The organism is Mycobacterium sp. E2462 (assembly GCF_001672685.1).
Taxonomy (GTDB): Bacteria; Actinomycetota; Actinomycetes; order Mycobacteriales; family Mycobacteriaceae; genus Mycobacterium.
Map to the genome: position 1 here is coordinate 1 of NZ_LZKC01000046.1, position 12,203 is coordinate 12,203.

Annotated in this window: 8 protein-coding genes and 4 pseudogenes; 8 read left to right on the forward strand and 4 right to left on the reverse strand. The window is 69.5% G+C overall.

The features are described from left to right. Positions 1-554: pseudogene (locus A5714_RS02605) on the reverse strand (NADH-quinone oxidoreductase subunit G); the annotation flags it as partial. Here A5714_RS02605 and A5714_RS02610 point away from each other — a divergent pair. The 8 genes and pseudogenes from A5714_RS02610 to nuoN form a co-directional block, all read left to right on the forward strand. After that, positions 546-2,186, forward strand: a pseudogene (locus A5714_RS02610) (NADH-quinone oxidoreductase subunit G); the annotation flags it as partial. The pseudogenes A5714_RS02605 and A5714_RS02610 sit on opposite strands and share 9 nt — an antisense overlap. Positions 2,187-2,191: 5 nt before the next feature. Then, positions 2,192-3,454, forward strand: a complete 1,263-nt coding sequence (nuoH, locus tag A5714_RS02615) for an NADH-quinone oxidoreductase subunit NuoH (protein WP_197513520.1) — start codon at positions 2,192-2,194, stop codon at positions 3,452-3,454. After that, positions 3,438-3,992, forward strand: a pseudogene (gene nuoI / locus A5714_RS02620) (NADH-quinone oxidoreductase subunit NuoI); the annotation flags it as partial. The gene nuoH and the pseudogene nuoI, both read left to right, overlap by 17 nt. Continuing rightward, the gene (locus A5714_RS02625; RefSeq protein WP_068070122.1) at positions 3,989-4,798 is read left to right on the forward strand and encodes an NADH-quinone oxidoreductase subunit J; all 810 of its coding nucleotides are present in this window, start codon (positions 3,989-3,991) and stop codon (positions 4,796-4,798) included. The pseudogene nuoI and the gene A5714_RS02625, both read left to right, overlap by 4 nt. Beyond that, positions 4,795-5,094, forward strand: a complete 300-nt coding sequence (gene nuoK, locus A5714_RS02630) for an NADH-quinone oxidoreductase subunit NuoK (RefSeq protein ID WP_025735676.1) — start codon at positions 4,795-4,797, stop codon at positions 5,092-5,094. Before A5714_RS02625 ends, nuoK begins: the two co-directional genes overlap by 4 nt. A 12-nt stretch (positions 5,095-5,106) precedes the next feature. Further along, positions 5,107-6,993 carry an NADH-quinone oxidoreductase subunit L gene (nuoL, locus tag A5714_RS02635; protein WP_068282483.1) on the forward strand — a complete coding sequence of 629 codons (1,887 nt, stop codon included), beginning with the start codon at positions 5,107-5,109 and terminating at the stop codon, positions 6,991-6,993. Positions 6,994-7,041: 48 nt separating this feature from the next. Beyond that, entirely contained in the window at positions 7,042-8,649 is a 1,608-nt protein-coding gene (locus A5714_RS02640) for an NADH-quinone oxidoreductase subunit M (RefSeq protein ID WP_068282484.1), read from the forward strand. Next, entirely contained in the window at positions 8,646-10,235 is a 1,590-nt protein-coding gene (gene nuoN / locus A5714_RS02645) for an NADH-quinone oxidoreductase subunit NuoN (RefSeq protein WP_068282486.1), read from the forward strand. The genes A5714_RS02640 and nuoN overlap by 4 nt, the downstream gene beginning before the upstream one ends. Positions 10,236-10,253: 18 nt before the next feature. Here nuoN and A5714_RS02650 read toward each other — a convergent pair whose 3' ends face one another. The 3 genes and pseudogenes from A5714_RS02650 to A5714_RS02660 form a co-directional block, all read right to left on the reverse strand. After that, a complete protein-coding gene (locus A5714_RS02650; RefSeq protein WP_197513522.1) occupies positions 10,254-10,646 on the reverse strand; it encodes a hypothetical protein in 393 nt (130 codons plus the stop codon). 58 nt (positions 10,647-10,704) lie between these two features. Then, entirely contained in the window at positions 10,705-11,973 is a 1,269-nt protein-coding gene (locus A5714_RS02655) for a DUF58 domain-containing protein (RefSeq protein WP_068282492.1), read from the reverse strand. A 7-nt stretch (positions 11,974-11,980) separates the two neighbouring features. Next, positions 11,981-12,203: pseudogene (locus A5714_RS02660) on the reverse strand (ATPase); the annotation flags it as partial.

Here is a 12,203-nt window from a genome sequence, read left to right on the forward strand (position 1 = left end):
CGGAAGGCCCACCGGCCCTTGTCGCAGTTCCACTCCTCGTTGACCTCGGGGTCGTCGCCAGCCAAGCGGCGCAACACCTTTCCACGCCGGTGGTCGGTACGCTCGGCGCAGCCGCCCGCGCAGTGCTCGCAGACGCTCGGGCTGGAGACCAGGTCGAACGGGCGGGCGCGGAACCGGTAGGCCGTTCCGGTCAGGGCCCCGACGGGGCAAATCTGCACGGTGTTGCCCGAGAAGTACGACTCGAACGGCTCGTTGGCGTAGATGCCGACCTGCTGCAGCGCACCGCGCTCCTGCATGTCGATGAAGGGGTCACCGGCGATCTGCTCGGAGAACCGGGTGCACCGGGCGCACAGGATGCAGCGCTCGCGGTCCAGCAGCACCTGGGCGGAGATGTTGATCGGTTTGGCGAAGGTGCGCTTGACGTCGGTGAAGCGAGAGTCGGCGCGCCCGTTCGACATTGCCTGGTTCTGCAGCGGGCATTCGCCACCCTTGTCGCACATCGGGCAGTCGAGCGGGTGGTTGATCAACAGCAATTCCATGACGCCGTGTTGCGCCGCTTGGCTGGCGACGACCCCGAGGTCAACGAGGAGTGGAACTGCGACAAGGGCCGGTGGGCCTTCCGCTACGCCACCGAACCCGACGTCATCACCACCCCGCTGATCCGGGACGCCGACGGCTCCCTGCAACCGGCGTCGTGGTCGCACGCGATGGCGACGGCGGCCCGGGGACTGGACGCGGCGCGGGGACGCGCCGGGGTGTTGGTCGGTGGCCGGGTCACCCTCGAGGACGCCTACGCCTACTCGAAATTCGCCCGTATCGTGTTGGACAGCAACGACATCGACTTCCGGGCCCGGCCCCACTCCGGTGAGGAGGCCGACTTCCTGGCCGCCCGCGTGGCGGGCAAGCCGCTCGAGGTCAGCTACGCCGACCTGGAATCCGCCCCCGTCGTGCTGCTGGTCGGCCTGGAGCCCGAAGAAGAAGCGCCCATCGTGTTCCTGCGGCTGCGCAAGGCGGCCCGCAAACGCGGGCTGCGGGTCTTCGCGGTCGCCCCGTTCGCGACGCGCGGGCTGACGAAGATGTCGGGCACGTTGCTGCAAACCGCGCCCGGCGCCGAGGCTTCGGCGTTGGACGGGCTGAGCACCGGCGAGGTCGGCGACCTACTGGCCGGCCCCGGCGCCGTCATCATGGTCGGCGAGCGCCTCGCGGCGACGCCCGGCGCGCTGTCCGCCGCGGCGCGGCTGGCCGACGCCACCGGCGCGCGGCTGGCCTGGGTGCCGCGGCGGGCCGGCGAACGCGGGGCGCTGGAAGCCGGCGCGCTGCCAGGCCTGCTGCCCGGCGGGCGCCCCCTCGGCGACGAGGCAGCCCGCGCGCAGGTGGCCGGCGCCTGGCACGTGTCCGAACTACCCACGGCCGCAGGGCGTGACGCCTCGGCAATCCTGGCCGCCGCCACGGACGGCACGCTGGGCGCGCTGCTGGTCGGCGGCGTCGAGCCCGACGACTTCGCCGAGCCGGACGCGGTGCTGGCCGCGCTGGACGCCGCCGGGTTCGTCGTCAGCCTCGAGCTGCGCCACAGCGCCGTCACCGAGCGCGCCGACGTGGTCTTCCCGGTCGCGCCCACCACGCAGAAGGCCGGGGCGTTCGTCAACTGGGAGGGCCGTTTCCGGCCCTTCGAGCCGGCGCTGCGGGGCAGCACCCAGCAGGCCAGCCAGTCCGATCACCAGGTCCTCGACGCACTGGCCGACGAGATGGGCGTCTACCTCGGCGCCTCCGACGTGGCGAGCGCCCGCGAAGAGATCGCGGCCCTGGGCCTGTGGGACGGCGAGCGCGCCGCGACGCCCGACGTCGCCGCCGCGGCGTTGGCCCGGCCCGACGCCGGCGAGGCCGTGCTGACCGGTTGGCGGATGCTTCTGGACAACGGCCTGCTGCAGGACGGGGAACCGCACCTGGCGGGCACCGCGCGCAAGCCCGTGGCCCGGCTCTCGGCCGCCACGGCTGCCGAGCTCGGCGCCGCCGACGGTGACCCCATCACCGTCAGCACCCCCCACGGATCCATCCGGCTGCCGCTGGCGATCACCGACATGCCCGACCGGGTGGTCTGGCTGCCGGTGAACTCGCCCGGTTCGGCGGTGCACCGACAACTCGGCGTCGACCTGGGCAGCACGGTGCGGATCGGAGCGGCATCATGACCGGCCTGATGGCCTTCGGGCACGACACCTGGTGGCTGGTGCTGGGCAAGGCGCTGGCGATCTTCGTCTTCCTCATGCTCAACGTGCTGCTCGCGATCCTCCTGGAACGCAAAATCCTTGGCTGGATGCAGCTGCGGCCCGGCCCCAACCGGGCCGGCCCCTGGGGCGCCCTGCAGAGCCTGGCCGACGGCATCAAACTGGCGCTCAAGGAGAGCATCACCCCCGGCGGCGTCGACAAATTCGTTTACTTTGCCGCCCCGTGCTTTTCGGTGATCCCCGCGTTCACCGCGTTCGCGTTCATCCCGTTCGGCCCGGTGGTGTCGATATTCGGTCACCGCACCCCGCTGCAGCTGACCGACCTGCCGGTCGCGGTCCTGTTCATCCTCGGGCTGTCGGCGATCGGCGTGTACGGCATCGTGCTCGGCGGCTGGGCCTCCGGATCCACCTACCCGCTCTTGGGCGGTGTCCGCTCGACCGCGCAGGTGATCTCCTACGAGGTGGCGATGGGCCTGTCCTTCACGGCGGTGTTCCTCTACGCCGGCACCATGTCGACGTCACAGATCGTGGCCGCCCAGGACCGCGTCTGGTACGTGTTCCTTCTCGGGCCGTCGTTCCTGATCTACCTGATCTCGATGGTCGGTGAGACGAACCGGGCCCCGTTCGACCTGCCCGAAGCCGAAGGCGAACTGGTCGCGGGCTTCCACACCGAGTACTCGTCGCTGAAATTCGCGATGTTCATGCTCGCCGAATACGTGAACATGATGACGGTGTCGTCGCTGGCCACGGCGATGTTCTTCGGCGGCTGGCACGCGCCCTGGCCGCTGGACATGTGGGCGGGCGCCAACACCGGCTGGTGGCCGGTCCTGTGGTTCACCCTCAAGATGTGGACGTTCCTGTTCATCTACATGTGGCTGCGGGCGTCGCTGCCGAGGCTGCGGTACGACCAATTCATGGCGCTGGGCTGGAAGTTGCTGATCCCCGCGTCGCTGGTGTGGGTGTTGATCGCGGCGGTGATCCGCACCGCGGCCAACCAGGGGTACGCGCACTGGACCCCGATCCTGGTCGCCAGCAGCCTCGTCTTCACGGCGATCCTGATCCTGACGCTGCGAAAGCCGTTCAGCACTCCGGGCATTCGTGCGCTGGAGAAGCAGCTGAAGCGTCAATCCAAACAGCTGCCCGGCGCGCACACCACCGCACCGGTGTTCCCCATACCGCCGTTGCCCATGAAGTCGTTGGCGGCGGCGAGCAAGGAGAAAGCACATGGCTAAATTCCTCGACGCCGTGGCGGGCTTCGGCGTCACCTTCTCGGCGATGTTCAAGAAAAGGGTGACCGAGGGTTATCCGGAGAAACCGGGCCCGGTCAAGCCGCGGTACCACGGTCGTCATCAGCTCAACCGTTACGCCGACGGTCTGGAGAAATGCATCGGCTGCGAATTGTGCGCCTGGGCGTGCCCGGCCGACGCCATCTACGTCGAGGGCGCGGACAACACCGAGGAGCAACGGTTTTCGCCCGGTGAGCGCTACGGCCGCGTGTACCAGATCAACTACCTGCGCTGCATCGGCTGCGGCTTGTGCATCGAGGCCTGCCCCACCCGCGCGTTGACCATGACGAACGACTACGAGATGGCCGACGACAACCGGGCCGACCTGATCTACGAGAAGGACCGGCTGCTGGCGCCGTTGTTGCAGGACATGCTCGCGCCGCCGCATCCGCGCACCCCGGGCGCCACCGACAAGGACTACTACCAGGGCAACGTGACGGCGCACGGCCTGCGCGAGGTCGAAAAGGCCGGGGAATCCCGATGACTGGGCTGACCGGGCAGCTCCTGGCGGCCGACACCATCGTGCGCACCTCCACCGGCGAGGCGGTGACCTTCTGGGTGCTGGGCGCGGTGGCGCTGATCGGCGCGCTCGGCGTGGTCCTCGCCGTCAACGCGGTGTACTCGGCCATGTTCCTGGCGATGACGATGCTCAGCCTGGCGGTGTTCTACATGGTGCAGGACGCGCTGTTCTTAGGTGTCGTGCAAGTCGTGGTCTACACGGGCGCGGTGATGATGCTGTTCCTGTTCGTGCTGATGCTGATCGGGGTGGACTCCGCCGAATCGCTGAAGGAGACGCTGCACGGGCAGCGGGTCGCGGCGGTCGTCACCGGCGTCGCCTTCGGCGTCCTGCTGGTCGCCGCGATCGGCAACGTGGCCACCGGCGGCTTCGCCGGCCTGACCACGGCCAACGCGAACGGCAACGTGGAAGGGCTGGCGGCGCTGATCTTTTCGCGCTACCTCTGGGCGTTCGAGCTGACCAGCGCCCTGCTGATCACCGCGGCCGTCGGCGCGATGGTGCTGGCGCACCGCGAGCGCTTCGAGCGCCGCAAGACCCAGCGCGAGCTGTCCCAGGAGCGGTTCCTGCCCGGCGGGCATCCGACCCCGATGCCGGGGCCCGGCGTGTACGCGCGGCACAACGCCGTCGACGTCGCCGCGCTGCTTCCGGACGGGTCGTACTCGACGATGTCGGTGTCGCCGATCCTGCACCGCCGCGGCGCGGACGGGACGCAGATCTCCGACACCCGGCCCGCCGAAGCGGGCACGAGCCTGTCCCAAGGGGGTGCGTCGTGAATCCGGCCAACTACCTGTATCTTTCGGCGCTGCTGTTCACCATCGGCGCGTCGGGCGTGCTGTTGCGGCGCAACGCCATCGTGATGTTCATGTGCGTGGAGCTGATGCTCAACGCGGTCAACCTCGCGTTCGTCACGTTCGCGCGGATGCACGGCCACTTGGACGGGCAGATGATCGCGTTCTTCACGATGGTCGTGGCGGCCTGCGAGGTTGTCATCGGCCTGGCGATCATCATGACGATTTTCCGTGCCCGCAAATCGGCGTCGGTCGACGACGCCAACCTACTCAAAGGCTGAGAACACGCCGACATGACTCAATACACCTGGCTTCTGGTGGCACTGCCATTGGCGGGTGCCGCGATCCTGCTGTTCGGCGGCAGGCGCACCGACGCCTGGGGGCACTGGCTGGGCTGCGCCGCCGCCCTCGCGGCGTTCGGGGTGGGCGTGGGCCTGCTGAGCGAGCTGCTGGGCCGCGCCGCTGAGGACCGGCTCGTCCACCAGACGTTGTACACCTGGATCCCCGTCGGGCAACTGCGGGTCGATCTCGGGCTGCACATCGACCAGCTCTCCATCTGTTTCGTCCTGCTGATCTCCGGCGTCGGGTCGCTCATCCACCTCTACTCGGTCGCCTACATGGCCGACGACGCCGACCGCCGACGGTTCTTCGGGTACCTCAACCTGTTCCTCGCGTCGATGCTGCTGTTGGTGGTGGCCGACAATTTCGTGGTGCTCTACGTCGGCTGGGAGGGCGTGGGCCTGGCGTCCTACCTGCTCATCGGGTTCTGGTACCACAAGCCGACCGCTGCGACGGCGGCGAAGAAGGCGTTCGTGATGAACCGCGTCGGGGACGCCGGCCTGGCGCTCGGAATGTTCTTGATGTTCCGCACTTTCGGCACGCTGTCCTACGCCGGCGTGTTCACCGGCGCTCCCGCCGCCAGCCGCGGCGCGCTCACCGCCATGGGCTTGCTGCTGCTGCTCGGCGCCTGCGCGAAATCCGCCCAGGTGCCGCTGCAGGCGTGGCTGGGTGACGCGATGGAGGGCCCGACGCCGGTGTCGGCGCTGATCCACGCCGCCACCATGGTGACCGCGGGCGTGTACCTGATCGTGCGGTGCAACCCGCTGTACAACCTGTCCCCCGACGCGCAGCTGGCGGTGGTGATCGTCGGGGCGGTTACGCTGCTGCTCGGCGCGTTCATCGGCTGCGCCAAGGACGACATCAAGCGCGCGTTGGCCGCCTCGACGATGAGCCAAATCGGTTACATGGTGCTCGCCGCCGGATTGGGCCCGGCCGGTTACGCGTTCGCGATCATGCACCTGCTGACCCACGGCTTCTTCAAGGCCGGGCTCTTCCTGGGTTCCGGCTCGGTGATCCACGCGATGCACGAGGAACAGAACATGCGCCGCTACGGCGGCCTGCGGGCGGCGCTGCCCGTCACCTTCGTCACGTTCGGCCTCGGATACCTGGCCATCATCGGCGTGCCGCCGTTCGCCGGGTACTTCTCCAAGGACGCGATCATCGAGGCCGCGTTGAACTCCGGCGGCACCCGCGGCTACGTGCTCGGCGGCGCGGCCCTGCTGGGGGCCGGCGTCACGGCGTTCTACATGACGCGGGTGATGCTGATGACCTTCTTCGGCAAGAAGCGCTGGGCGCCGGGCACCCACCCGCACGAGGCGCCCGCCCTGATGGTCTGGCCCATGATCCTGCTCGCGTTCGGCTCGGTGTTCGCCGGTGGCCTGCTCGCGATCGGCGGCACGCTGCGGCGCTGGCTGGAGCCGGTCGTCGGCGCCCACGAGGAATCCGCCCACGCGCTTCCGGCGTGGGCGAGCACCAGCCTGGCGCTCGGCGTCGTCGTCGTCGGCATCGCGGTGGCCTACCGCCTGTACGCCAGCACCGACATCCCCCGCGTGGCGCCGCTCGCGGTGTCGCCGTTGACGACGGCGGCCCGTCGCGACTTCTACGGCGACGCCTTCAACGAAGAGGTGTTCATGCGGCCCGGCGCGGAACTGACCGAGGCGCTCGTCGAGGTCGACGACGCGGGCGTCGACGGCTCGGTCAACGCGCTGGCCGCGCTCGTGAGCGCGACCTCGAACCGGTTGCGGGGCCTGCAAACCGGCTTCGCCCGCAACTACGCGCTGTCGATGCTGACCGGGGCGGCGCTGGTGGTCGCCATGATTCTGGCGGTGCGGCTGTGGTGACCGACGCCCCGGCCGTGGGAGGCGACATGAGGACAAGGAGCGGCGCCCGTGACTAACGTCCCCTGGCTGAGCGTGCTGTGGCTGGTGCCGTTGGTCGGTTCCGTGCTGGTGATCCTGCTGCCGCCCGGCCTGCGACAGGTCGCCAAGTGGACCGGCCTGGTCTTCGGTCTCGCGACGCTGGCCGTCGCGATCGTCGTCACCACCGGGTTCAAGGCGGGCGGCGCGCCCTACCAATTCGTCGAAAGCCACCCGTGGATACCGGCCTTCGGCGCGGGCTACACGCTGGGTGTCGACGGCATCGCGGTGGTTCTCGTGCTGCTGACGGCCGTGCTCATCCCGGTGCTGCAGGTCGGCGGCTGGAACGACGGTGAGGGCACCACCATCAACGATGGTGAGGTTCGCCCGGCTTCGTCGTCACGGAACGTGCACGCGTATGTCGCCCTGACCCTGGCCATCGAGTCGATGGTGCTGATCTCGGTCGTCGCGCTGGATGTGCTGCTGTTCTACGTGTTCTTCGAGGCCATGCTGATCCCGATGTACTTCCTGATCGGTGGCTTCGGCACCGGCTCGAACCGCTCCCGGGCCGCGGTGAAGTTCTTGCTGTACAACCTGTTCGGCGGGTTGATCATGCTGGCGGCGGTGATCGGGCTGTACGTGGTGACCTCCCAGCATGGCTCGGGCACGTTCGACTTCCGCGAGATCGTCGCCGGCGTCGCCGCGGGCCGCTACGGCGCGAACACCGCCGTCTTCAAGGCGCTGTTCCTCGGGTTCATGTTCGCGTTCGCCATCAAAGCGCCGCTGTGGCCCTTGCACCGCTGGCTGCCCGACGCCGCGGTCGAGGCCACCCCGGCCACCGCGGTGCTGATCACGGCGGTCATGGACAAGGTCGGCACCTTCGGCATGCTGCGCTACTGCCTGCAGCTATTCCCCGATGCCTCAACGTATTTCCGCCCGGCGGTCGTCACGCTCGCCATCATCGGGGTGATCTACGGTGCGGTCGTGGCGATCGGTCAGAAGGACATGATGCGCCTGATCGCTTACACCTCGATCTCGCACTTCGGGTTCATCATCGCCGGCATCTTCGTGATGACCAGTCAGGGCCAGAGCGGGTCGACGCTGTACATGCTCAACCACGGCATCTCCACGGCCGCGGTGTTCCTCATCGCCGGCTTCCTGGTGACGCGGCGCGGCAGCCGGATGATCGCCGACTACGGCGGCGTGCAGAAGGTCGCGCCGGTGCTGGCGGGCACCTTCCTAGTGGCGAGCATGGCCACCCTGTCGCTGCCGGGCCTGGCGCCGTTCGTCAGCGAATTTCTGGTGTTGCTGGGCACCTTCAACCGCTACTGGCTGGCGGCCGCCTTCGGGGTCACCGCCCTGGTGCTGGCCGCGGTCTACATGCTGTGGCTCTACCAACGCGTGATGACCGGGCCGGTGGCCACCGGCACCGAGAAGATCACCGATCTGCGGGCGCGCGAATTACTGGTCGTCGCACCGTTGGTCGCGTTGTTACTGGTGCTCGGGGTGTACCCGAAGCCGGTGCTCGACATCATCAACCCCGCCGTCGAGAACACCATGACCACGACCGGTCAGCATGATCCCGCGCCGAGCGTGCCGGCGGTCGATCGCGCGCCCCGGACAGCCGAAGGACCGCGATGACACTCCCGACTCCCAGTATCGAGTACTTCCTGCTGTGCCCGACGCTCATCGTGTTCGGAGTCGCCATCGTCGGCGTCCTCGCGGAGGCGTTCGTGCCCAGGCGAATTCGTTACCGCGCGCAGGTGCTGCTGGCGCTGGCCGGGTTGATCGCCGCGTTCGTCGCGGTCATCGCGGTGAGCCGGTCGGCGCCCAGCGCCGGCCGCGCTGTCGTGCTGGGCGCGATGGCCGTCGACCGGACGGCGTTGTACCTGCAGGGCACCGTGCTGCTGGTCGCGGTCCTCGCGGTCATCTTCATCGCCGAACGCACGCTCACCAAAGCGGGCAGCAAGGCGACGGTGGGCGCCGCGGCAGGGATCTCCGGGGGGTTGGACTCCTTCACCCCGCAAGCGTCCGCCGTGCCCGACAGCGACGCCGAGCGTGAGGCGGAGCGAGCCGGCGCCGCCCAGACCGAGCTGTTCCCGCTGGCGCTGTTGTCCGTCGGCGGCATGATGGTCTTCCCCGCGTCCAACGACCTGCTGACCATGTTCGTCGCGCTCGAGGTGCTGTCGCTGCCCCTGTACCTGATGTGCGGACTGGCCCGGCACCGGCGCCTGCTCTCGCAAGAGTCGGCGATGAAATACTTTCTGCTGGGCGCGTTTTCGTCGGCCTTCTTCCTCTACGGCGTGGCGCTGCTGTACGGCGCCACCGGCACCTTGCTGCTGACCGGCATCCGCGACTCTCTCGGGGCGCATGGCGACAGTTCGTTGGCGCTGGCCGGCGTCGCGCTGCTGTCGGTGGGATTGCTCTTCAAAGTCGGTGCCGTTCCGTTCCATTCGTGGATCCCCGACGTCTACCAGGGCGCGCCGACGCCGATCACCGGGTTCATGGCGGCGGCCACCAAGGTCGCGGCGTTCGGTGCGTTGGTGCGCGTGGTCTACGTCGCCCTGCCGCCGCTGCACGACCAGTGGCGTCCGGTGTTGTGGGCCATCGCGATCTTGACCATGGCGGTCGGTACCATCACCGCCGTCAACCAGACCGACGTCAAGCGCATGCTGGCCTACTCCTCAGTCGCCCACGTCGGCTTCATCCTCACCGGCGTCATCGCCGACAACCACGCGGGCCTGTCCGCGACGCTGTTCTACCTGCTCGCCTACAGCTTCAGCACCGTCGGCGCCTTCGCCATCGTGGGCCTGATCCGCAACGCCGACGGCGTCGAGGACGCCACCCTGGCGCACTGGGCGGGCCTCGGGCAGCGCTCCCCTATCGTCGGCGTGATGTTCTCGATGTTTTTGCTGGCCTTCGCAGGTATCCCCCTGACGAGCGGCTTCGTCAGCAAGCTCGCGGTGTTCAAGGCCGCCGCGCAGGGCGGCGCGGTGCCCCTGGTGATCGTCGGCGTGGTGGCCAGCGGTGTCGCCGCCTACTTCTACGTGCGGGTCATCGTGTCGATGTTCTTCACCGAGGCGACCGACGACACCCCGCAGGTCCTCGCCCCCGGGATCCTGAGCAAGGCGGCCATCGCGGTCTGCGCCGCGGTCACGGTCGTCTTGGGCATCTTCCCTCAGCCGCTACTCAACCTGGCCGACCAGGCCGCCCAGCTCCTGCACTGAGACACCCTGCGGCGCGGCTTAATTCAGATACGGCCGCACGGCGAGCAGGTAGATCAGCAGCGCCCCCAGCGGCGCGGCCAACGGCAGCCATGGCAGCTGCAGCGGAAACCACGTTGCCGCCAACCCGGCGCCGGTGAAGCCGACGGCCGCGACGGCCGTCGGCCGGCTGCCCAGCACCGCCAGGGCCGCCGGCCCGACCGCGTGCCGGCACACCAGATACCCGGTGGCGCATAGCCCGCAGAGGGCGACGAACAGAATCGGCGGGTCGGACAGTGCGACGCTGAGCACCACGAGCAGCACCGCCAGCGTCGCGGCCGGGCGGTACGGGATTCCCGCCGCGACGGCAACCAGGGCGGCGGCCGCCCACACCACGCGGGCACCGGGGGCGCCCGCCGCCGCGGACGCGACCATCAGCAGCCCAAAGCCCGCCGAGAACAGGCTCGGCGCAACGCGATTCAGCGCGGCGCCGTCAGCCACGCAGCCGCCCCCGCACTCGCCGGCGCCGACCGGGAAGCACCCCCATCGACTGTTCCAGCCCGCTGTCGTCGCGCCACGCCACGATGTCGACGCCCACCGTGGCCATGTCGCGGTACATGGCGGAGCGCTGTAGCGCCCACATGCGATGCACCAGCGGATCCTGTTGTCGTTCGAACGGTGAACTGTCGAGGACGTCAACCGCCAGCACGACGTGGCCGCGCCTGCGCAGATCGATCAGGGCCAGCGCGAATTCGGTGTCCAGCAGCGTGGAAAACGCGACGACGATGGCGCCGGCCGGAACCGCCGCGCGCGGCGCCAAGGTGCCGGTGGTCTCCTCGGAACGCTCACCGGCGCCCAGCACGGTGTCGAGCACCCGATAGAACTGGCGCTGGCCGATGTCGGCGCCGAGCCACCGCGGGCGGCGCCCACCCAAGGCGACGACACCGGCCCGGTCGCCGTGTCGCAGCGCGGACTGCACCACCTGTGCGGCGCCGCGGACGACGCGTTCGGTGGCCACCGTCGCCGGACCCGCCGGCTGCCGGTAATCGTCGATGAGCACGACGACGTCGGCGGCCCGGTCCGTCAGGCGTTCGGTCACGTGCAGCTGCCCGCGTCGCGCGCTCACCGGCCAATTCACCGCACGCAGTTGGTCACCCGGGACGTAGGGCCGGATATCGGCGTACTCGACGCCGGGGCCGACGTGGCGGGTCAGGTGGGCGCCCAGCCGGTCGAGCAACTCGGTCTGCGGGATGGGTGTCGACTGCGGCGGGGTCAAGGGGAACACGATCACCTCGGCGGCGTCGACGAGGGCGGTGCCAGTGAGCAGGCCGCCCCGGGCGACGGCCTCGACCCTGGCGCGGATCGGATACCGGCCCCAACGGCGGGCCGTCGCCGTCACCGCCGTCGCGGTCGGACCCGGCCCATCGCTCTCGATCTCCATGCCCTCGATCGGCGCCACCGAGACGGTCACCGACGAAAAACCGTGCTGCTCGGCGTCTTCGGATATCCATACCCGCACGCGCGACGGCTCGGTCTCGAAACAACGCTGGCGTTCGGGTTCGCCGTGCACGTACACGGTCGGCACCGGGCGCTGCCAGCTCAGGGAGCACAGCACACCCAGCAGCGGCGCCGCGAACGCGACGAGCTGCCAACGGCCCCCGATGACGGCCGCGGCCAGGGCAAAGCCGGCGCAGGTGGCGATCGCCCGCGTCAAGGGCGATGCGCGCCAACGGAAGACGATCTCCTCCCGGGTGGGGTGCACGCCGGGGTCACCCGGTCTCGCCGGTCCGTGGCACCGGCAGCCGGCGCAACAGCTCCCCGATGACGTCGGCGCCCTGGATCTTTCGGACCCACATCTCCGGGCGCAACGTGATCCGGTGCGCGACCGCCGTCACCGCGAGCGCCTTGACGTCCTCGGGGATGACGTAGTCGCGGCCCAGCAGCAACGCCCGGGCTCGGGCGAGCTGCACCAGGTCGAGTTCGGCGCGCGGG